Raw genomic sequence first — 22,733 nt, forward strand, 5'->3', positions numbered from 1 at the left:
TCACCAGCCCGACGAGGTGTAGACGACGGCTCCGGCGGACTCGTCGCCCCAGGCGAGTTCACGGAGCAGCGCCGCGGTGCCCTCCTCCGGGTCGATCAGCTTGATCCCGCGCCTGGCGTACTCGCGGCCGAGTTCCGGGGTCACCATTCCGGTGTGGCCGCCGGTCGGCGCCCACGGTCCCCAGTGCACGGTCAGGGCACGGTGACCGGTGCGGGCGGCCCAGTCGGCGCCGAGGCTCTGCAGGGCGTCGTTGGCGGCCGCGTAGTCGACCTGGCCTCGGTTGCCGAGGACGGCCGAGATGCTGCCGAACAGGACGGCGAACGCAGGACCGTTCGGGAACTCCGCCAGCGCTGCCAGCAGGGTCTCCGCGCCGCTCGTCTTCGTGTCGTACACGCGCTGGAACGACTCGGCGGTCTTGTCGGCGATCAGGCGGTCCTCGATCACTCCGGCCGCGTAGACGACGCCGTCGAGCCGGCCGTGCTCGGCGTGGATCTCCTTCACCGCCTGGAGCGCGGCGTCCGGCTCCCGGAAGTCCACGGAGTGGTAGCGGGCCGTGCTGCCGAGCGCGGTGAGTTCGGCCAGGGTGGCGGTGATCTCCCGCTGGGCCAGGACGAGTTCGGCTTCGCGGTTGATGTCGGCGGGCGTCACGCCGCTGCCCGCGCGGGCAGCCAGTGCCGTACGCAGCGCCGCGCGGTCAGCGGCGGCGGCGATGGCCGGATCCTCGGGGCCGGTCGGCGCCGGGGTCCTGCCGAGCAGTTCGATACGGCACCGGGAGGCCGCGGCGAGCGCGGCGGCGAAGGTCGCGGTGATGCCGCGTGCCCCGCCGACCAACAGCACCACGGAGTCCCGGTCGAGGCCGATGGCGGCGGCCTCGGCGGCGCCGTCACCCGCGGGTCCGGCGCCGGTGGTACCGAGGGCGCCCAGCGGGGTCTCGACGAGGTCCAGCCCATGGCGACCGGCCGCCGTGCGCAGGACGACCGGGGCCGGGTCGGACGCGAGCAGCTCGTCGACCAGCGCGTCGGCGACGGCGGCGGGCGTGGTGTCGTCGAGGTCGACGATCCGCGCGACGGTCTCGGGATACTCGCGTGCGACGGTACGGAAGAGACCGTGGAGCCCTGCCGACCGGAGGCCCGGGGAGTCCCCGTCGGCGGGCCGGGCGGCGAGCAGCCAGCGCGGGCCCCGGCGCAGGGCGGCCTGGAACACAGGAAACGCGTCGGGCAGCACCGGTATCGCGGAATCGGTGAGGGAGTCGAGGTACAGCACCCCGTCGACCTGGCCGTCCGCCTCGGTGAGCAGATGGTCCCGGCCCAGGAACACCGTGTCGGCTCCGTGCGCCGCGAGCCGCGAGCGGACCTCCCGGGACACGCCCTGGCTCTCGTCGCCGAGGAGGACAAACCGCTTTCCGGCCAGTACGGCCGACGGGTCCAGCGAGCCGTCGCCGTCCTGCCGCTCCAGAAGCACCGGCCGGAGCTGGAAGCGCTTCGGGGCCTCGCCGCCAACTTCCATCAGCTCCGGCGTCCGGGTCTGCCCGACCGCTGTGCCGTTCGGCGACCCCTCCGGCTGTCCGGCCGTCATCGGAGTCGCAGTCGGAGACGTACTCGGAGGCGTACTCGGAGGCGTACTCGGAGGCGTACTCGGCGTCGTAGTGCCGGGCGGTTCGGCGGGTCCCGCGAGGCGCGCGGCGAGCCAGCCCGTCACCGCTGCGGCCGTACGGGCCTTCGCGAGGTCCTCCAGCTCCGCGTCGTCCAGCCCGGCGATGTCCACACCGCCCCCGGCTCCCAGGCGCTTGGCCAGTTCACCGGCGATCTCGGCCCGCTTGATGGAGTCGATGCTGAGGTCGGCCTCCAGGTCGAGATCGGGCTCGATCATGTCCACGGGATAGCCGGTGCGCTCGCTGATGATGTCCAGCACGACCGACAGGACGTCCGCTTCCGTGACCGCCGTCGGGACCGCTTGCGTGACCGCCTCAGGGGCGGGCGTCCCTGCGGTGGCGAGCGCGGGTGCCAACTCCGGCCGCGGAACCTGCTGTTGGGCCACGGGAAGCTCAGCGGCCGGTGCGGCCTGCTGGTGGGGGCCGACCACGGCGGGCGCCGCGGGCGCGGGAATCCACTGCCCCGGCGCGGCGCCGAAGTAGGTCAGCAGCACGTCGCGCTGGGCGGCCACCATCTCGCGGCTGGTGCGCAGGAAATCGGCGATCAGCGCGTCCTTGTCGGCCGGGACGCCGGCCGCGTGGTTCGTGTGGTTCGAGTGGCTCGTCGTCACTGTCGTCTCCACAACGCGTCGGGCCGGTGCGAGGGCACCGGGGAGGAGTTCTCCGGCGGCGGTACGGACCAGTTGCCCGTCGACCGTCCATCCGGGCCGTTTGGGCTCCGGCGTCCGGGTCGCGTCGACGGCGTCGCGTCCCTGGAACAGCCATCCGGTGCGTACCGGCAGCCCCGCCACGGCCAGTTGGGCGAGTGCGTCGAGCCAGCCGCGCAGTCCGCTGTCGTGGCGCGGCTCGCACGCGACGGTGCGGTGCGGGCGGTCGCCGAGGATGTGCGTGACCAGCCGGGTGAGTACGGAGCCGGGGCCGGCCTCGACGAAGATCCTCGCCCCGTCCTCGTACATGGCCTCGATCTGTGCGACGAATCCGACGGGGGCGCCGATCTGGGCGGCGAGTTCCGCACGGATCTCGTCGGCACGGTCGCCATATGGAGCCGCTGTGCGGTTGGACCACACCGGGAACTCGGGCGAACGTATGGTCCGGTTCGCGAGTGCCTCGGCGAACCGCTCCCCACCGGCGGCCACGAGCGGGCTGTGGAAGGCGCAGGCGACGGGGATGGGATCGGCACCGTATCCCGCCGCGCGCAGCAGCGGCACAGCGGTGGCCATCGCCTCTGTCGGTCCTGAAATCACCGTCTGCCGGGGCGAGTTGAGGTTGGCGACGACGACCGATTCGGGGGCGCCCGTCTCGCGCAGGGCCCGTGAGACGTCTTCGGCACCGGCCGCGACGGCCGCCATGGTTCCCGGGTCCTCGCCGACGGCCGAGAGGATCGCCGCCGCCCGCTCGGCGCTCAGTTCCAGCAGCGCTTCCGGGGTGATCGCGCCCGCCGCACAGAGGGCGACCAGTTCGCCGTAGCTGTGTCCGGCCGCCATGTCGGGTCGTACACCGGCCGCGCTGAGCAGTGCGTGGGCGGCGAGTCCGGCGACGCCCAGCGCGGGCTGGGCGACCCGGGTGTCGGTGATCCCGGCCCGCTGGCGGTCCCGGGCGGCCGTGTCGAAGGCGGCAGGCGGGTACAGCGCGTCGGCGTGGTCGCGGCCGAGGTGCAGGTAGTGCTGGAGCTCGGGGAAGGCGATGAACACGTCCGCGAGCATCCCGGGCCGCTGGCTGCCCTGGCCCGGGAAGAGGAACGCGACCTTGCCGTCGGCCGCCGTCGGTCGACGCGGGCCGGACGGCACCTGCTCCGCGTCCGCCCCCGCCTGCTCACTTCCGTCGGCCCCGGCCCGTCCGGCGTCCGCGAGGTGGATGCCTCCGGCCGGATCGTGCTCACCCGCCAGAGCCCGGCGCAGCTGACCGATCAGTCCGTCCACGTCGGTGGCCACGACGGCCACCTGGACCGGTTCGTGGCGGGCGTCGGCGCGACGGGACGCGCTCAGTGCGAGGTCGCGCAGGCGCCACGGGCGGCCGTCGGTCTCGGCGGCCTTGAGTACGTCCTCGATGGTTCGCCGGGTCGCCGCGGGATCCGTACCGCGGAAGGTGAACAGCTCGGCGGGCCAGCTGTCCAGACCGTGGGCGGGTGGTTCGGCGGCCGTGTGGGCGCTGAGCACCACATGGAAGTTGGTCCCGCCGAAGCCGAACGCGCTGAGTCCGGCGACGCGTTCCTCGGCCGGGGCCGCCCAGGGCCGTGGCCGCGCGTGGAAGACGAACGGGCTGCTCTCCTCCTGCCACGCGGGGTTCGGCCGCTTCATGTGCAGGGTGGGCGGTTTGACTCCCGTGTGCAGGGACAGCACGGTCTTGATCAGACCCGCGAGACCGGCGGCGCACTTGGTGTGCCCGATCTGCGACTTGACCGAACCGAGCGCGCAGCCGCCCGCCTTGGCCCCGGCCTCGGTGAACACCTCGCTGAGGATGGTGAGTTCGGTACGGTCGCCGACCACGGTGCCCGTGCCATGGGCCTCGACCAGGCCGACGTCGGCCGGTGAGATCCCCGCGTTGCGGTAGGCCCGCTCCAGTGCGGCGCGCTGGCCCTCGGGGCGGGGCGCGGTGAGGCCGAGTGAGCGGCCGTCGCTGGAGCTGCCGACTCCCTTGATCACTCCGTAGATCCGGTCGCCGTCGCGTTCGGCGTCCGCGAGCCGCTTGAGCACGACACAGGCGATGCCCTCGCCCAGGGCTATCCCGTCCGCCGAGCTGTCGAAGGCCCGCGACCGGCCGGTCGGGGAGAGGGCGTGCACGGAGGAGAAGAGGGCGTAGTCGTTGATGCCGTTGTGCAGGTCGGCACCCCCGCACAGGACGACGTCGCTCGTACCGCCGACGAGTTCCTTGCACGCCACGTCGACGGCGGCCAGTGACGACGCGCAGGCCGCGTCGACGGTGTAGTTGGCGCCGCCCAGGTCCAGCCGGTTGGCGATCCGCCCCGAGATGACGTTGGCGAGCATGCCGGGGAAGGAGTCCTCGGTGAGCCGGGGCAGTTGCTCGTCCAGACCTCCCGGCACCTCCCCGTAGTAGGAGGGCAGCACAGCTCGCAGGGTGGCGGCGTTGGACAGGTCGCTGCCCGCTTCGGCGCCGAAGACCACGGAGGTCCGCGACCGGTCGAAGCCCCGGCCCCGCTCCCCGTACCCGGCGTCCTCCAGTGCCCGCCGCGCGGCTTCGAGCGCCAGCAGCTGTACGGGCTCGATGCTGCCCAGCGATGTCGGCGGGATGCCGTAGCGCAGCGGGTCGAAGGGGATCCGCGGCAGGAAGCCGCCCCACTTCGACGGGGTGGCGCCGTCCGCGTCCTGCGAATAGTGCACGGCGGGGTCCCAGCGGTCGGCGGGGACCTCACCGACGCCGTCGTGGCCGCTGAGGATGTTCGCCCAGAAGGCGGCCAGGTCGGGGGCCTGCGGGAACATGCAGGCCATGCCGACCACGGCCACGTCCAGCGGCTCGGGCGCCGCGGACTCCTCGGCCGTGTCCATCTCCAGGCGTTCCCGGAGCAGAGCCGCGCGTGCGGCGAGTAAGCCCGCCGCGCCGGTGGTGACGGAGCCGTGCAGCGCGCTGATCGTGGTGGTGGCGGAGCGCAGCACGGCCACTTCCCCGGCCATGAACATGCCCTCGGAGAGCTGGCGTTCCTCGGCCACGGCCGTCAGTTCGCCGGCGGTGTCCCGCTCGATCCCCTTGCTGGCGATCCGCAGCCGGCCGACGTTGAGCCGTTCCAGTTCCTCCCAGATCCGCCGCTCGGGCACGCCGCGCTCGCGCAGCTCCGCCTCGAACTCCCGGTAGTTCTCGCTGAACGGGCTGGGCACACAGCGGGTGGCGTGGCCGGGCGCGGTCTCCAGCAGTGCGGTGCGGGTGGCGGCCACGACCTGCTGCTGGAAGAGCGGCTGGACGGCCCCGCACTCCACCGCTTCGTCGGTGAACAGGTAGGCGGTCCCCATGAGGACGCCGACGGCGGCGCCGCGCGCGATCAGGGGCGCGGCGAGCGCGGCGACCATCGCGGACGAGCGCTCGTCGTGGACGCCGCCCGCGAAGAACACCTCGACGCGTTCGGCCGTTTCGGCGTCCGCTCCGGCCAAGAAGTCTTCCAGCACGGCGAGTTGGGCCTCCCACAGGGGGAAGCTCGCGCGCGGTCCGACGTGGCCGCCGCATTCGGAGCCCTCGAAGACGAAGCGGCGGGCGCCGGCGTCGAGGAACTGGCGGAGCAGTCCCGGCGAGGGCACGTGCAGGAAGGTGCTGATCCCGGCCCGCTCCAGCGCCTCGGCCTGGGACGGTCGGCCGCCCGCGATGATCGCGTGCGTGGGCCGCATCTCCCGTACGGCTTCGAGCTGGGCGTTTCTGGTCTCCTCGGGGGCGAAGCCGAGCACGCCGACACCCCAGGGCCGTCCGGCCGCGGCGGCGCGGGTCTCCTCCAGGACCGCCCGCGTCTGCTCACCGCTCGCGAGGGCCAGCGCGATGAAGGGCAGGGCGCCGTCCGCGGCGACGGCCGCGGCGAACCGTGCCTGGTCGCTGACCCGGGTCATCGGCCCCTGGGCGACGGGTATGCGCGTGCCGAGCGCGCGGCTCATCGGGGACCCTGAACGCAGTGCCCCGGCCGGCCCGTCATCGCGTACGGCGTCCTGTACGGAGGTGGTCAGGGCGCGGACCGTCCGGCCGGCGTCGCCCCAGCGCTCGGCGAAGCGGGCGGCGAGGAAGCCGTCCTGACCGACCGGCAGGAGCTGGGCACGCGGGTCCTGGGCACCGAGCATCTCCGCCACGAGCGCTGGATCGTCGGCCGGGACGCGCGGGGCGTCCGGGCCCCTGCGGTGCAGCACCCGGTGCCCGCCCACCACGACGGTCTCCGAGCCGTCCATGGACCGCAGCGCCGCGGCCGCCGGTTCCGGCAGCCTCGCCTCGGCGAGCAGGGCCAGCTGGCTGTCCAGGACCACTCCGGCCGCCCCGCCGACCACGGCGGCCGCCGCCGTACGGAGGCCGATGCCGCCGCAGGCCCAGACGGGGAGGTCCACGCCGGGCTCGGCGAGCAGGTGCTGGAGCAGGACGAAGGTGCTGAGCTCCCCGGTCCGGCCGCCGCTCTCGCTGCCCCGGGCGATCAGGCCGTGTGCTCCGGCCCGGACCGCGGCCAGAGCCTGCTCCAGGTCCGTCACCTCCACCAGGACCCGGTACGTCGCGGTGACCTCGTCGATCTGCCATCGCGAATCCGCGCCGAGGACGACGGTATGGAGGCCGCCGCCGTCTTGCATTCCCGGCTTTCCGCTCTTCTTGCCAGGCGCGAATTCTCCGGGTTCGAGTTTCCCGGGAGCGAGTTCTCCGGGAGCGAGTTCTCCGGGAGCGATCCGGCAGTGCGCTCCGACGCGTACTCCGAACGGTCCGGGCGCCCAGCGCCGGAGGACGGCGAGCGCCTCTCTGGCTCTTCGGTCACCGATTCCCAGGTCCAGTACCCCGAGTCCGCCTGCACGGCTGACGGCGGCGGCAAGCCTGGCTTCGGGTTCACCGAACGGGGTGATTCCGATGATCATGTCCTCGGCGCGCACAGCAGACGTCATGATTCTCCGAATAATCGGTGAGACTGCACGGTGGGGAGTTGCCTGGAGACGACGAATTGGCCCACGCGGACATACACCGTTTAAGCGGCATCCTGAAAACTCTCACACGCAAACCAACCGGTCGGAAACTAGCGCCTCAGTTACCCACCGGTCAACATCGCAACTACCTGCCGCTACGCCGTGGAATCGATTCGGCCATACCCCGTCGGACCTCAAGAACCGAAAACCCGGCCAATTCCAATCAGTCACTACGCTAGCCGGACGACAGCGCCGCAAGCCGACCAAAGCAGCCATCGGATTCATCCCGGCATCGCCGGCGTGAAACACGGACGGCAGCGCGACGCCGCTTTGTAAAATTCACATGTCCGCACCGACGGCCCTCATCGAGCCGCACACGGCACGCCCGCACGTGGCGCGTTGTCGAGAAACAACATCCCTGGACATCCGCCTGTCACTGGGTGCGCCTCCGGTTCATTTCCGGAGTTTTCTCTTTCGCCCGCCGCACTCCCCGAATCGCCGGCCGGACTTTACCCCGCGGCAACCAAGATACGTTTCTTCAGCCGCCCGGTTCCGGTCCCCAGTAGGACGGTCCTCCACCGCGCCACTCGATGAGCGGTGACGCCGCGACCTCGTTGTCGTCGAACTCCAGGCCCGCGCGGCGCAGGAACTCGACGACGTCCAGGAGGTTCATGGCGACGCCGATCGACTCGCCGTGGACCGTCACGCGCCGACCGCCCGTCTCCTGCGGCGGATGCACGACTACGGGATGTTCCGACATGCCCTCAGCCTCTCACCCGGACCGCACACGCGCGCATCCGGGAGGGGTCTGCCATGGTCATGAAAGTTGAACACGCCAAGACCGCACGCGGCGTGTGCCTCGAGAGGAGGCACACGCCGATGGACCGGGCCGTTCGGTCTCACGGCGAGCGAGTCGAGCATCGCGACGGGGTTCAGCTTTCCCGTCTCCGGAGTGGCGGCAGCGCTCGCGGACGGTACGGCAAGGCCCGTGATGGCGATTGCGAGGCCAACGGCGGCGGCGATACGTCGTGTTGAGATCATGCCTGTCCGCGGGCGGCGGGCCGCCCGCGGACACGGACCCGCTGCGCTTGCCGTGGCCGCCGCGGCGGAGGAGGCTCGAAGGGGAGGCCCTCAGCGGCCCGCTCCGTACCGGCCGCGGCCTTCGTCAGTGGTCCACAAGGAGGTCCATCATGGGCACTGCGGCAAGTCCCGGCTTCGACACCGAAACGCTGCGCCGGGGCATCGAAGGCCAGAACGCGTCGGCACTGCTGTCGCTGTACGCCGACGACGCCGAGATGCGCGTCGTCGACCGCAACACGCAGCCCAGCCACCCCAAGGTCATGCACGGCCGCGAGCAGATCAGCGCGATGCTCGACGACGTCTACAGCCGCGACATGACGCACAAGCTGGAGCAGTGCGTGATCCAGGGCGACCATGTCGCCTTCACCGAGTCCTGCCAGTACGCGGACGGCGTCAGGGTGCTCGCCAGCTCCATGGTGTCGCTGCGCGACGGCAAGATCGTCGACCAGACGGTGCTGCAGGCATGGGACGACCAAGACTAGGCAGGGGCATGCCGAGGGTCCGGATCACGACTCGTCTGACCTGGACCTTCTCGGCTCGGACGCGTCCGGCTCGGCCTCTTCGGCCGCGACCGGCCTTCGGACCAGGTCGGCGAGCGTCCGTTTCTCTCCTGCTGTCAGCACTGAGAACAGCACGCTCTCGCCATGCTCGTCACAGGCCGCGTGCCACTCGAAGGCGTCGTATCCCTCCGCGGTGAGTCGTGCGTGGAGGCGTATCGCGCGGTTCCCCGCGGCCCTTACGAGGCGCGGGGTTCCGTACGCGGGCTCGCCGCATCGCAGTGTCACCGGGATCGGAAGCCGGCCCGGTGACGGCCTCCTACGCCACGGTGACGTGGACCGTCATCTCGTCGGCCCCAGGGGTGCCGACCGTCTCGATGGTGACCCCCGTCCAGGTGCCCTGGGGCAGGTTCAGTGCCGGATTCGTCTTCTCGCCGATCGTGGTGTTGTCCTTGAACGGGTACAGGTCGTCGCTGTCGCCGCGGTTGCCGCGGCCGAACATCCGGGAGAGGTCGCCGCGGCCGTCCGCCTGGATGAGCTCGATGGCCAGGTTCTGTTCGTCGTTGACGTTGTCGATCGACTCGTCGACGACGTAGACGGCGATCCCCTCGTCGGGCAGGAAGGCGTCCTGGCCGCGACGGCGACGGTACTCGACAAGGATGTACTGGCTGTCGGACATGGTCGCGGGGTTCTGGATGAAGACCGCCTCGCCGTCCTCGGCGGCGGGCCGCAGTCTGATGTCCCGGGTGGTCTTGTTCACCACCTGGGGCTCGGACCAGCCGTGGAACATCCGCAGCATGGCGGTCGGGAAGGTCGGGGTCAGACCGCCGTTGCCCCATGAACCGCCCGCCATCAGGCAGTAGTTGCCGAGTCCGGCCGAGCGCGTCAGCTGCTGCTGGCCGGTGTCGTAGTAGTCGGCCCAGCGTGCCGCGAGGTGGCCCCATTCGTGGGCGCAGACGCCGACGGCACAGTCCTCGGGGACGGTCAGGAAGGTGCGCGCGGACAGGCCCGGACCGACGTCGACGCCGCCGGGGATCGTCCACTTGAGGCTCCACAGGTCACCGCGCCGGGTCGTCTGCTCGGCGCCGCGTCCGGCGTGGATGACGAACAGGGCGGTGACCGCTCCCTCGTCGAGCGCGTCGAAGGAGGTGAAGTCGACTCCGGCGTCACGGGCCGCCAGTACGGCGTCACGCGCCAACCCCTGTGAGTTGCGCGGGAAGTTGGCGTTCATGCCCGAGTTGCCGTCGGCATAGAAGGAGAGCGGCTGCGGCATACGGAACCAGCCGTGCACCGCTCCCTGGACGTCGATGCCGGTGCTCGGTGACGTGTCGAAGGCGCTGACGTCACGGTAGAACGAGCGCATGCTGCCGGTCGGGAACTCGTCGAGGCCGAAGAGCATGCTGTCGTAGTGGCCGGGGCCGTGGTCGCCCTCGTGCGGCTGGTCCGGGAAGTCGACGAGCAGCACCAACGTCCTGATGGTTCCCCGGAGTTGGGCCGTCGGCCGGGTGATGAGCTGCTTGTCGGTACTGGGGCCCGGGTCGACGGCTCCGTCGTCGAGGCCGACGAGGTTCTCACCCCGTCGTCCCGCGCGCCAGACGGTGTAGTACTCCTCGAACGTCATGTTCCTGGGCAGGCGGCGTTCCTTGCGCAGTTCGAGATAGCGGGCGTACAGCTGCGCGAGCGCCTGGGGCGCCAGCGGTACGGGACAGGCGGCGGCACAGTCGTGAACTGGTCGTACAGGGCTGAGCGAATGGCGCATCAGGCACCCCCTTCAGGGGACGAACCCCTCTTGCCGGACACGGAGGATCCAGAAAAATCAGGCCATACGAAGACCGTATGCCTTCTCATAGTTGGCGGCGGCTTTTCTGTCAATGTCCGGGTACGGAGCGGAACTTGGGCTCCCGCGAGCGGCGGTCACCGATCCCGGACCGTTCCCCCACCGGAGCCTACGTGCCCTCCGGCCGCCACCCCGGCGGTCGCAGGATCCCCAGCAGCAGCGCGACCAGTTCGTCCACGACCTCGTCGAGACTCGCGTCGACCCAGCCCGAACTCCAGTCGTGCAGCAGTCCGTTGACACTGCCGATGAACGCGGCCGCGGCGACCCGGTAGTCGCGGGGCACCGCCTCGCCCCGTTCCGCGGCGGCCGCGGCCTCGGCACGGATGAAGTCGACCCAGCGGGAGCGGCGGGCCAACCGCTGTCGCTCGAGGCGCGGGCTGACGCCAATGATCTCTACGAAGGTGATGCGCAGGCGACGCGGGTCTCCGGTGACGTTGGCGGCGTACGCGCGGAAGGCCGCCGTGGCGCGCTCCGCGATCGGCAGTCCGTCCGCCTCCGCGAGGCCGGTCAGGGCCGCCTCCTCCGCCCAGTCGTTCACCTGGAGATGGAGGGCGGCCAGCACGTCCTCCAGGGTGCGGAACTCCTCGTAGAACTGGCGAGTGGACAGCCCGGCGGCCTCGCTCAGGGCGGCGACGGTGGTCGCGCGGTAGCCGGGGGTGCCCCCGAAGAGCTGAAGTCCGGCGTCCAGGAATCTCCGGCGCCGCTCGGACTTCCGCTCCTCGGCGGACTTGCCGCCGTACCGGCCGGTCGGCGCTCTGAGCCTGCCCGCCACTGAACCTCCCTGATCGGTCCGATGGCCAATCTTGTCCTGTCCGGAGTCTTGTGGAGAGCGGGCCTCGCTCCTTACTTTCCAGTAGGTCAAATCTGAACTTGCGCGTCTTCAGATTCTCCGCCTTGTCATGCTTCCTGCAAATAGGAGAGATCGGTCATGTCTGCCTTCAGAGCCCGGCACGCCTGGTCCATCGCGGCCGCCCTCGTCCTGACCGTCACCGCACCGGCCACCGCGTCCGGCGCACCCACCGCCTCCGCGGATCTGCGGGAGGTGATGTTCGTCGGCAACAACTGGGACGGCACCGCCGATGTCATCGGGTCCAGCGGTGACTTCGCGAAGGTCGGCCGGATCAACGTCATCCCGGACAAGGACGCGCGGATGGCGGAGATCAACGCCGATCCGATCAAGTGGATCGCGTTCATGACCATCCGCAACAGTGTGGGCGAGGGTCACGACCAGTTCGTCGACGACATGTACTCCACCCCCGACGGCAGGTCGATGGTGGTCTCCCGGCCCAGCTTCGCCGACGTGGTCTCGATCGACCTGGCCTCGGGCGACATCAACTGGCGCTTCCCCGTGTCCGGTTACCGCGCCGACCACATGGCAGTCTCCCCCGACGGCACTCGCGTCGCCGTCTCGGCCTCCACGTCCAACACCGTGCACGTGCTGGACATCAACACCGGCAAGCAGGCGGGCTCGTTCGGCACGGGCGACAAACCGCACGAGAACATCTTCACCAGCGACGGCAAGTACATCTGGAACATGGCGATCGGCGACGTCAACACCGCGACCGACGCCCCGTGGCTGGACTGGACGAAGGGCGACCGCAAGATCACGGTCGTCGACGCGACCACGTTCAAGCAGGTCAAGATCATCGACATGCGGGAGCGGCTCGACGCGATCGGCCTCACCGACTACTCCGACGCGGTCCGCCCGGCCACCTTCAGCCCGGACGAGTCGAAGCTGTACTTCCAGGTGTCGTTCTTCAACGGCTTCTTCGAGTACGACATCGCCACGGACCGGATCACCCGAACCAAGACTCTGCCGATGAACCCCGCGACCAGCACCGACCGCACCACCTGGGTCAACGACTCGCGCCACCACGGCATCTCGATGAAGCCCGACGGCACGAAGATCTGCGTCGCGGGCACGATGGACGACTACGCGACCGTCGTCGACCGCGCCACCCTCCAGGAGGGCCCGCTCGTCACCGCCTCCAAGCCCTACTGGGCGACCGTCAGCGGTGACGGCAAGTCCTGCGTCGTCTCCGAGAGCGGCGCCGACCAGGTCACCGCGATCGACTTCACCACCGGCAAAAAGACGGTGTCCGTACCGGTCGGCGACCACCCACAGCGCGTGCGACTGGCCCACGTCCCTGCCAACTGGACGGGGACGACAGCCGACTGACGTGCTCCGCCCGGCTTACCGCCGAGTGGACCCGTCGCATTCGGCCTGCGGTTCCCCGCGCCCCCAAGGGGCGCGAGGAACTGCGCGACCAGCCACAACAAACCCGCAGTCGACACATCGACCCCAGCGGAGCCCTCAGCTGAACTCCGAGGCCATCCAAGAAGACAGCTCCGTCCGAGCCGCGCTGAGCACCGCGGCGGACGGGGCGGTCGCGCCATTGGTGACCAGGGCATAGTGCAACGTGCCCGAATCGGCCGCGGTGAGCAGCAGCCGTCGACTCCCGGTGCCGCCCGGCTCGGCCGCGGTGGCGATCGGGGTCGTGCGGGTGTACACCGGCGGCCCGAAGGCCGTTCCGAGGTCGGAGACCACCGTGGTCGCCGCGTTCGGGAAGGACGCCGGGAGGTGCAGTTCCGTCGGCTCGGTGCTGCCGTCGGAGCGCCACACCTGCAGCGCGTACTGCCCGGAACCCACGAGCTGCGCGACGTTCGGCAGGGAGCTTGGCACCGGGTTCCACGTCAGTGTGGTGGAGCCGTCGCGTGAGCGGTCCTCGTAGGTGAAGGCCAGCGAGCGGCCCGCGGTGGCGCTCGGGTAGACGCGGTCGAGCATCCGCGCGTCCTGGCGCAGCACGGCCTGGCCCGAGTCGTCGAGGCGTACCGCGGACAGGTCCTCGCCGTTCCAGCCGTCGCCCTCGATCTGGACCTTGTCGGGGTTGTCGTTCATCAGCTCGTTGTGGCGGCCGTTGTAGATGTCCCACTGCCACTGGGAGCCGGAGAGGACGGGGCCCGAACTCGCCGGGTCCGCCCACCAGTTCGCTCCCTTCACCCGGGAGTCGAGGGCCTGGTACATCGCCTTGTAGACCGTCGGCGCCTTGTCGGAGACGGAGCCGGTGAGCGGGTGGCCGAACTCGCTGATGATCGCCGTCGTCCCGGTTGCCGTGGCCCGGTCGCGGACGGTGCCGAAGTCGCCGACGTACTGGCCGTCCTCCGCCTTGCCCCACATGAAGACGCCGGAGATGGCCTTCTGGTCGTAGAAGTGGGTGTTGAAGACGTAGCGCGACCCGAGGGTCGCGTCGAGCAGTCCGCCCTCCTGCTTCTGGAAGTCGATGTTGGCGTTCCAGAAGAGGTTCGGCTCGACGAAGGCCGGCTTGGACTGCCAGCCCGCCGCGTCCATCCGGGCGCGGAACTTGACGTAGAACGGCCACAGCACGTTCTGCTCCCACGCCCGGCTGGTCTGGCCCGAGTCGTAGATGCCCGCGTGCGGTTCGTTCCACGGGTCGAAGCCGACGACGCCCGCGAACTGGGTCGCGGTGAGGTTCTGCCGCACGTACGTCATCGTCTTCTGTGCGGTGTCGAGGAAGGCGTCCTGGAGCCCGTACGCGTTGTGCCAGAAGTCGTACGACGCCTCCGTCACGGCCGCGTTCGAGGTGATGTTCTGACCCCAGAAGGGGCAGATGCCGCAGTACTCGTCCGGGTAGTCACCGGCGTCCACGGCCCACTTGGGGGCGCCGTCGCCGGTGTACCAGCTGTCCGAGTCGAACAGCCAGCGGGAGTAGAGGTCCTGGTGGAAGTCGGGGTACACGCGGATCCCGGCGTCCAGGAACGCGCGTATCTGGGCGGTGGCCGCGGCCAGATAGGCCGAGTCCACCTGGCCGCGCACGGGCTCCGCGTACGCCCAGGAGAGCAGGAAGCGGACCGAGTTGCCGCCGCCGAGCGACCTCAGCGCGGTCGCGGACTTCTTGGCGTCCGCGACCGAGGCGAAGGGAAGGCCGTTGTTCTCCTTGAGTTTCGTCTCGCCGGAGACGTTGTAGCCGCGCAGCACGACCTCGCGGCCGAGCCCGTCGGTGAAGCGGCCGTTCTGGACCGTGAGAGTGGCCGCGGCGGCCGGGTCGAACCACAGGTCGTCGGGGAGGGCGGCGGCGGGCTGGGCTCCGGTGGTCGTCAGGAGACCAGTGAGGAGTACGAGGACGCCGAGCAGAGGCGCACGGAACTTCGACATGTTCACAACAGTCCCGTGCACGTCTCTGGCCCGTCAATACTCCTGACTTGAGAGTAAGTCACCTTTCTCACAAGGGGGTTGTGGCAGTCACCCGCTGATTCGCCGGGTGACGTTGAGTAGGTACTCCTTGCGGTTGAGCGGGTTGTGATCGGTTCGCGGCCGCTCCGGGACCGTGCCCCGCGCGACCGGCGCGTAGTGGTCGAAGGCGGACTCCAGCTCGCCCTCCCCGCTGGTCACTCCCGGTAGCTGCTGCTCCAGTCCGTGCACCTGGGCCGCGGGGATCGTGCCCTCCAGCACGCAGGACGTGTCCCGCGTCTCCGTCGACCGCGGCACGGCCCGGAGCCTGGCGAGGACCGGGAGGAGCGCGCCCAGCGAGTCCGCCGGGGCTTCGACGCGGAAACGGTGCATCGGCTCGTACACCTGGGTGCCGGCCTGTCGCAGCGCGTCCATCAGCACGAGGGGGGTGAGGCCGCGGAAGTCCGCCCCCGTGCTCGACATGCTCTTGTCGAAGCCCTGGTGCGCGTGGCTCTGCCGGGGCGAGTAGCCGGAGTGCGTCATGGTGACCGTGCAGTCGGTGACCCGCCAGCCGTGGACTCCCTGGTCCAGGGCCTCCCGCACGGTGTCCTCGACGGCCTTGAAGAAGGCGTACGGCATCGCGCCGAGCTCGACCTCCAGCCGGAACCCCACGCCGGAGCCGACCGGCGCCGGGTCGACGCGCAGCCCGACCGTGGCGAGGAACGGGTTGGGGTCCTTGCCGTTGAACTCGACCGCCGCGCCGCTGCCGACGGGCCGCTCGACGCAGATCGTCGTCGTCTCGCGGAAGCCGACGTCGAGGCCGAACTCGTCGGCGAGGGTCACCTGGATGACCTCCTTCTGCACCTCGCCGTAGAGGGACACGGAGATCTCCCGCCGCCGCTCGTCCTGACGGAGGTCGATCAGCGGGTCCTGCTCGGCGAGTTGGGTGAGTGCGGTGTGCAGGGCGCCCTTGTCGGCGGGGCGGCACGGCACGACGACCGTTTCGAGGGTCGGCGGAGCGAAGAAGTGCTCGTACGACGGGCGCGGTACGCCGATGCTGTCGCCGATCCTGATGCCGTCGAGGCCCCACAGCTTGCCGATCCGGCCGGCGGGCAGCGGGCCCTCCCGGACGTCCGAGCCGTGTTCGAAGACACGGACCGCGGTGACCTTGCCCTCCTCGCTGTCTCCGAAGGTCACCCGGTCCCGGGTGCGGACCGCCCCCGAGAACATCCGCGCGTACGCGACCCGCTCCCCCGCCCGGCCCCGCTCGACCTTGAACACCGTGCCGGAGACCGGTCCGTCGACATCGCTCTCGGCTGCGGGCAGCAGGTCCCTGATGCCGGCGATCAGCGCGTCCACGCCCGCGCCCGTCATGGCGGAGCCGAAGAACACCGGGTGCACGCGTGCCTGCCGGGTCTGGTCCGCGAGGGCCGCGCGGAGCAGGCCGTTCGACACGCCGTTCTCGACGTACGCGGTGAGCAGCCGGTCGTCGTGGTCGGCCAGGACATCGAGCGCGACCGGAGCGAGCCCCGGAATGACACGGGCCTCGGGCGTTCCCAGTCCCACGGTCCGGCCCATCGGGACCACGGCCGGGGCGAGGCGCTCGGTGACGGCCCGGAGCACCGCCTCGTCCCGCGCGCCCCGGCGGTCGATCTTGTTGACGAAGACGAGGGTGGGTACGCGCAGCCGTCGCAGCGTCCGCATCAGGACACGCGTCTGCGCCTGGACGCCTTCCACGGCCGAGATCACGAGCACCGCGCCGTCGAGCACGCTCAGCACCCGCTCCACCTCGGCGATGAAGTCCGGGTGACCGGGTGTGTCGATCAGGTTGACCGTCACGTCGTCGATCTCGAACGAGACGACGGCGGACTTGATGGTGATACCGCGCTGTCGCTCCAGCGCGAGGGAGTCGGTCTGGGTGCTGCCGGCGTCGACGCTGCCGATCTCGTCGATGATCCCGACGGTGTGCAGCAGCCGCTCGGTCAGGCTTGTCTTACCGGCGTCTACGTGCGCCAGAATTCCCAGGTTCAGCGTGTGCACCGCTTGTCATGTCCTTTGAAGAGAGAGGGATTCCTTCCTGGGTGGACACGAACGGTGCGCGCATTGCTGCTCCTTGATTCCGGTGGGCCGAGCTCCGTGGCTGATCGCGCTCAGTGCAGCAGGCGGCGGCACCCGCGAGCAACGCATTAACGTTCAACAAATGCCTGCCGCGACACTCGCCGCTCCCCCGGACACAGTCCTAGAGTGACGTCCATCACGTGTCCGACGGCTGGGAGCGTGGCGATCCGGAGCCGCTCGCGGCCCGGATGCGACGCTTGCACCGGCCGGCGCACCTGGTGCTCCGGGCCTGGCCGCGCTGGAACGTCCGGCGGTGGTGAGAGGAGCGGGCGATGCGTGAGATCCTCCCGGCGCTCGGCCGGTGGTACGCGGAGGGCTCGCCCTTCGGGCTCGCCACGGTCGTCACCGTCAGCCGGAGCGCGCCACGGGATCCGGGCGCCTCCATGGCCGTCGGGCCCGGTGACGAGGTCGTGGGCAGTGTGTCCGGCGGCTGTGTCGAGGGCGCGGTGTTCGAGCTCGCCCAGGAAGTGGTGGAGTCCGGCGAGGCCCGACTGGAGACCTTCGGGTACAGCGACGAGGACGCGTTCGCCGTCGGCCTCACCTGCGGCGGCGAGATCACCCTCCTCGTCCGGCCCGTCACGGCCGCCCTCGACCCGTCCTTCGGGGCGGTCGCGGAGTCGGTGGCCGCGGGCCGCCCGGTGACCGTCGCGACGGTGATCGCCGGCCCGGCGCCGCGCGGCGCGACCCTCGCCGTCTGGGCGGACGAGGTGTCCGGCACGCTCGGCACGACGGGCCTGGACGTGGCGGTGACCGCCGACGCGCGGGGCGAACTGGCCCTGGGCGTCACCGGGCAGCGGCACTACGGCCCGCGCGGCGAGCGGCGCGAGGACGCCGTGACGGTCTTCCTGCACTCCTTCGCTCCCCCGCCGCGCATGCTGGTCTTCGGGGCGATCGACTACGCGGCGGCGGTGGCCCGCATCGGCGCCTTCCTCGGCTACCGGGTCACCGTGTGCGACGCCCGTCCCGTCTTCGCCACTCCGAAACGCTTCCCGGAGGGCGTGGAGGTCGTCGTGGAGTGGCCCCACAGGTATCTCCAGAGCACGGAGACCGACGAACGGACGGTGATCTGCGTCCTCACCCACGACCCCAAGTTCGACGTGCCGCTCCTGGAGGAGGCGCTGCGCCGCCCGGCCGCGTACATCGGGGCGATGGGCAGCCGGCGTACGCACGACGACCGGATGAAACGGCTGCGGGACGGCGGACTCGGCGAGGCCGAACTGACCCGGCTGCGCTCGCCCGTCGGCCTCGACCTCGGAGCGCGTACGCCCGAGGAGGTGGCCGTGTCCGTCGCCGCCGAGATCGTCGCGCTGCGCTGGGGCGGCAGCGGCGCCCCGCTGACGGCGACGGCCGGGGAGATCCACCCGCGGCGGCGATGACGAGGCATGGCCAGGTGACCCGCGCCGGTCAGGTCTCAGCGCGGAAGTCGGCGATGATCGCTTCGAGGTGGCGCAGGGCCGTGGTGACTCGGGCCGGGTCCTTCTGGAAGAAGGGGTCGTCGAGCACGGGCAGTGATCCGGCGAGCGCCCAGCCGCGCCCGCGCGCCCAGGTCGCGTCGTCGACGCCGAGCGCCTCCCGGAACGTGCCGCGGGCCGCGTCGGGCAGGAACATCCACGCGGGCAGCACGTCGACGGCGGGGTCGCCGACGCCCAGCGTGCCGAAGTCGATGATCGCGCTGAGGTGGCCGTCGACGGACAGCAGGTTGCCGGTCGCGAGGTCGCCGTGGAACCAGACCGGCGCCCCGTCCCAGGCCGGTGCCGCCAGCGCCGCCTCCCACACGGCCGTCACCGCGTCGGTGTCCACCGTGCCCTTCAGCTTGGCGATCTTCGGCCGGACCAGGGCGTCGGCGGCCAGCGAGTCGCGTTCGTCGCCCACGGGTACCCCGCGGAACGCGTTGCTCCACTGCGGGCCGGGACCGTCGGTGGCGTCGATCTTCCGCAACGCCGTGATGAACTCGGCCAGTTGTCCGGCCGCCCGCACCGGATCGGCGAGCCCCTCGGTGGTCGCCGTCTCGCCCTCCAGCCACCGGTAGACCGACCAGGGGAAGGGATAGCCCTCCCCCGGCTCACCCATCGCGAGCGGTTCGGACACCGTCAGCGGCAGCTGCGGAGCGAGCAGCGGCAGCCAGCGGTGTTCCCGCTCCACCTGCCCGACCCAGCGCGGGTAGCGGGGCAGCCGTACGGACAGGGCGTTGCCCAGCCGGAACGTCGCGTTGTCCATCCCGGGCCGGGGAACCGGCGAGATCGGGAGTTCGGCCCACTGGGGAAACTGGACGGCGAGCAGGCGGCGGACGAGATCGGCGTCGATGGTCACGTCGTCGTGAGCGTGCGGGTCACCGGATGACAAGGGTCAACTCCTGGGTGCGGACCGGGAAGCGGCCGCCCCATCCCATCCGCCGGAACTCCCATCGTCCACTGGTTTTCCGCCGGACCGTCAGCCGTCCGCCGGTGTGCGGAGCGGCAGCCGGTGGAGTCGTACCTCGGTGAGCTCGCCGTCCGTGACCGTCGCGGTCATGTACGTGCAGTGCGGCTGGCGGCGGCGGTCGGTGGGTGAGCCGGGGTTCAGGAGGCGCAGGCCCGTCGGGGCCGTGGTGTCCCAGGGGATGTGGCTGTGGCCGAAGACCAGGACGTCGAGGTCGGGAAAGCGGGCGGCGCACCGCGGTTCGCGGCCCTGGGCATCGCCGGTCTCGTGGACGACTCCCACGCGCAGGCCGTCCAGGTCGGCCCGGGCGACCTCGGGAAGGCGGGCCCTCAGCTCGGGGCCGTCGTTGTTGCCGTACACGCCGATGAGCCGGTTCGAGCGGCTCTCCAGGAGGTCGAGGGTGGCGGTGTCCACCCAGTCACCGGCGTGGATCACGACGTCGGCGCGCGGGAGTTCGGCGAGCAGCGGCGCGGGGAGTTCCCTGGCGCGCTTGGGGAGGTGAGTGTCGGACATCAGGAGGAGGCGCACGCCGGTCAGCCTAGGGCCCTTCTGATGGATCTCCGTGGAAGAAGGAGCGGCGTCTGGTGCGTGCGATCGCAAGGCGCCGGAGCGCCCTCGATGGGGGTCCCCCCGCTCATGGGGGTCCCCCCGCTCGAGCGAAGCCGAGAGTGGGGGAGAAGCCGAGAGTGGGGGAGGAGCCACGTGGGCGTTTCGGCAACGCGGCTGGGGGTCCCCCCTCTGGGGGAGTGCGTGCCAGACGCCGCGACGCCGCGGAGATCCATCAGAAGGGCCCTAGGGCGGGTGGTCCGGTCGTGGGCTGCTCGGTCGGGCGCGGTTCGGTCAGGGCGATCTCGGCCCATACCTGTTTGCCGCCGCTGACCGGGACCGTTCCCCAGGTCGCGGAGAGGGCCTCGACGAGGAGGATGCCGCGGCCGCCCGTGGCCTCCCAGCCGATGCTGGTGGGCTTGATGGGCGAACGCGGTGAGGCGTCGGCGACCGCGACGCGCAGGCGGTCGTTGATGAGGGTGAGGTCGAAGCGGACCTGGCCGTCGGTGTGCACGAGGGCGTTGGTGACCAGTTCGGAGACGATCAGGAGGATGGCGTCGTACTCCCGCGTAAGGCCCCACTCGCGCAGGGTGCGCCGGGTGAAGCGGCGGGCCTGGCGGACGGCCTCGGGTACGCGCCACACCGTCCAGCTCTCGCGCAGCGGCCGCAGGTCCAGGCCGTCGTAGCGCATGAGAAGCAGGGCCACGTCGTCGCCGCGGTTGGCGTCCGCGAGGAGGGCGTCGGCGACGAGTCCGAGGTGGGCGGGGTCGGCGGCGGCCAGCGCGTCGGACAGCCGGTCGAGGCCGTCCTCCAGGTCGAGCTCGGCGGACTCGACCAGGCCGTCGGTGGTGAGGGCCACGACGGTGCCCGGCCGCAGCGGCAGCGGACTCATCGGGAAGTCGGCCTGCGTGATCACGCCGAGCGGCGGTCCGCCCTCGGTGACGACGATCTCGGTGGTGCCGTCCGGGTGGCGCAGGACGGGCGGCAGGTGACCGGCGCGTACGCACCAGGCCGTGCCCTCCGCCATGTCGACGTCGACGTAGCAGCAGGTGGCGAAGAGGTCGGTCTCCATGTCCATGAGCAGCCGGTTGGCGTGCGAGACGACCACGTCCGGAGGGTGGCCCTCGACGGCGTAGGCGCGGAGCGCGGTGCGCATCTGGCCCATGAGGGTGGCGGCCTGGGCGTTGTGCCCCTGGACGTCGCCGATGACGAGGGCGACGTGGTTGTCGGGCAGCGGGATCACGTCGTACCAGTCGCCGCCGACCTCCAGGCCCGCCGTGGTGGGCAGATAGCGGGCCACGGCCTCCGCGCCCGCCAGCGGCGGCAGCCTGCGCGGGAGGAGGGTGCGCTGGAGCATGCCGACGAGTTCGTGTTCGGCGTCGAAGGAGTGGGCGCGCATCAGGGCCTGTCCGGCGAGGCCGGCGGAGGCGGTGAGCAGGGCGCGTTCGTCGGGGCCGAAGTCGTGCGGGGTGTCCCAGCCGATGAGGCAGGCGCCGGCCATGCGGCCACCGCCGGCCGGGAGCGGCAGGATGGCGAGGCCGCCGGGGCCGACCTCGGCGAGCGCGGCCTCCAGCGGGGTGCCGGCGGGCCAGATCGCCGCGCGGCCCTCGCGCAGGGCGGCCGCCAGGGTCGGCATGGTGCGTACGGGCGCGTCGGGCCATTCCGAGCGCCACTCGCTGCGCCACACCTCGGGCCAGGCCTCCGGCTCCGGCGGGTCCAGGACGGTGACGACGAGGCGGTCGCCCTCCAGCTCGGCCAGGGCCATCCGGTCGGCCATCAGGGGCCGGCGCAGGGCGGTGACGACGGCCTGGCTGACGTCGCGGACGGTGCCCGCGGTGGCGAGGGCGGCGGCCAGGCGCTGGACGCGGGCCACCTCGTTGCCGCCGGAGCGGAGCTTCGAGGCGTCGGCGACGGTGCCCACCAGGTGAGAGGGGCGTCCGTCGGCGGCGGGCAGCAGCCGGGCGCGGAGCCTGAGCCACTTCTGTTCGCCGGAGGGCTGGAGGATGCGGAACTCCAGCTCGCGCTCGCCGATGGACGACTGGTCGGCCTCCACCACGGACATCAGCGAGGGCAGGTCCTCCGGCACGGTCATCCCCAGCAGGGTCTCGACCTTGCCGTCGAACTCGTCGGGGGCGAGCCCGAACAGCTCCAGCATCTCGTCGTCGACCTCGACGCGCCCGGTGTCCATGGCCAGGCTGAACGAGCTGCTGGGCAGGTCGTCCGTGTGCCCGGTGTCGGCGGAGGGCGGGAAGGAGACGGCCTGGGCGAACAGTTCGAGGCAGGCGCGCCCCTCCGTGTCGAAGCCGCCCGGGCTCTCGCTCACGGCGACCAGGCAGCCGCCGCCGCGCGGGTCCGGCGGCAGCGGCAGGACGGCCAGCCAGAAGTCGCCCGCGGGCATCCGGCGGGCGCCGGGGCGCACGGCGAGCTCCTCGGGGCTGAGCCACAGGGGCCGGCCGAGCCGGTACGCGTCCGCAGCGGGCGAGCCGCCGGAGAGCGGGTAGCTGTCCCGTATCCCGTAGAGGGACCGGGGTACGCCCGCCGACTCGATCAGGCAGAGCTGGTCGCCGCTGTCACCCGGTGCGTACACGGTGGCGAGCGTCGCATGGCCGAACACGAGTGCCTGTTCGAGCACGCTCCGTAGTCGTTCGGGGGATCCGATGTCCGCGTGGAGCGTCTTGAGGGCAAGTTCGGCACGCAGCGTTCTCTTTCTGGGTTCCGCAGCGCCCTCACCGACCACGTCCGTATTACAGCGCTTCCGGGACGGCGGCGCAGCCCCTGTGACCGTTCGGATGCAGGTCACGGGTCGGCCGGGAGC

Annotated in this window: 12 protein-coding genes; 3 read left to right on the plus strand and 9 right to left on the minus strand. The window is 71.3% G+C overall.

Annotated features, from left to right (window positions below):
• Both OHA11_RS01885 and OHA11_RS01890 read right to left on the minus strand, forming a co-directional pair.
• Entirely contained in the window at positions 1–7,215 is a 7,215-nt protein-coding gene (locus OHA11_RS01885) for a type I polyketide synthase (RefSeq protein ID WP_266491321.1), read from the minus strand.
• A gap of 556 nt (positions 7,216–7,771) precedes the next feature.
• Positions 7,772–7,993: a hypothetical protein gene (locus OHA11_RS01890; RefSeq protein WP_266491322.1), complete on the minus strand. Its 222-nt coding sequence runs from the start codon at positions 7,991–7,993 to the stop codon at positions 7,772–7,774.
• A 430-nt stretch (positions 7,994–8,423) separates the two neighbouring features.
• Between OHA11_RS01890 and OHA11_RS01895 the strand changes: the two genes are divergently transcribed.
• Positions 8,424–8,795: a nuclear transport factor 2 family protein gene (locus OHA11_RS01895; protein ID WP_266491325.1), complete on the plus strand. Its 372-nt coding sequence runs from the start codon at positions 8,424–8,426 to the stop codon at positions 8,793–8,795.
• Between the two features lie 334 nt (positions 8,796–9,129).
• Here OHA11_RS01895 and OHA11_RS01900 read toward each other — a convergent pair whose 3' ends face one another.
• Both OHA11_RS01900 and OHA11_RS01905 read right to left on the minus strand, forming a co-directional pair.
• Complete coding sequence (locus OHA11_RS01900; protein WP_266491327.1) at positions 9,130–10,569, minus strand: M6 family metalloprotease domain-containing protein; 1,440 nt, start codon at positions 10,567–10,569, stop codon at positions 9,130–9,132.
• 187 nt (positions 10,570–10,756) lie between these two features.
• Complete coding sequence (locus OHA11_RS01905) at positions 10,757–11,419, minus strand: TetR/AcrR family transcriptional regulator (protein ID WP_266491328.1); 663 nt, start codon at positions 11,417–11,419, stop codon at positions 10,757–10,759.
• Positions 11,420–11,575: 156 nt separating this feature from the next.
• Here OHA11_RS01905 and OHA11_RS01910 point away from each other — a divergent pair, with 156 nt between their 5' ends.
• Positions 11,576–12,826, plus strand: coding sequence for a YncE family protein (locus tag OHA11_RS01910; protein WP_266491329.1), 1,251 nt, complete (start codon positions 11,576–11,578; stop codon positions 12,824–12,826).
• A 135-nt stretch (positions 12,827–12,961) separates the two neighbouring features.
• On the opposite strand, the gene OHA11_RS01915 is transcribed toward OHA11_RS01910, so the two are convergent.
• Together OHA11_RS01915 and OHA11_RS01920 are read right to left on the minus strand one after the other, a co-directional pair.
• Positions 12,962–14,821 (minus strand): cellulase family glycosylhydrolase, encoded by a 1,860-nt coding sequence (locus OHA11_RS01915; RefSeq protein ID WP_266491331.1) that lies wholly within the window; start codon positions 14,819–14,821, stop codon positions 12,962–12,964.
• 87 nt (positions 14,822–14,908) lie between these two features.
• Entirely contained in the window at positions 14,909–16,876 is a 1,968-nt protein-coding gene (locus tag OHA11_RS01920; RefSeq protein WP_266491333.1) for a translation factor GTPase family protein, read from the minus strand.
• A gap of 350 nt (positions 16,877–17,226) precedes the next feature.
• Between OHA11_RS01920 and OHA11_RS01925 the strand changes: the two genes are divergently transcribed.
• Positions 17,227–18,330 (plus strand): XdhC family protein, encoded by a 1,104-nt coding sequence (locus tag OHA11_RS01925; protein ID WP_266491334.1) that lies wholly within the window; start codon positions 17,227–17,229, stop codon positions 18,328–18,330.
• Between the two features lie 28 nt (positions 18,331–18,358).
• On the opposite strand, the gene OHA11_RS01930 is transcribed toward OHA11_RS01925, so the two are convergent.
• The 3 genes from OHA11_RS01930 to OHA11_RS01940 form a co-directional block, all read right to left on the minus strand.
• The gene (locus OHA11_RS01930; RefSeq protein WP_266491336.1) at positions 18,359–19,297 is read right to left on the minus strand and encodes an aminoglycoside phosphotransferase family protein; all 939 of its coding nucleotides are present in this window, start codon (positions 19,295–19,297) and stop codon (positions 18,359–18,361) included.
• A gap of 87 nt (positions 19,298–19,384) precedes the next feature.
• Positions 19,385–19,900, minus strand: coding sequence for a metallophosphoesterase (locus OHA11_RS01935; RefSeq protein ID WP_266491337.1), 516 nt, complete (start codon positions 19,898–19,900; stop codon positions 19,385–19,387).
• A gap of 253 nt (positions 19,901–20,153) precedes the next feature.
• Entirely contained in the window at positions 20,154–22,655 is a 2,502-nt protein-coding gene (locus OHA11_RS01940) for a SpoIIE family protein phosphatase (protein ID WP_266491339.1), read from the minus strand.
• Positions 22,656–22,733 lie beyond the last annotated feature (78 nt).

It is taken from the genome of Streptomyces sp. NBC_00878 (genome assembly GCF_026341515.1).
Lineage (GTDB): Bacteria > Actinomycetota > Actinomycetes > Streptomycetales > Streptomycetaceae > Streptomyces.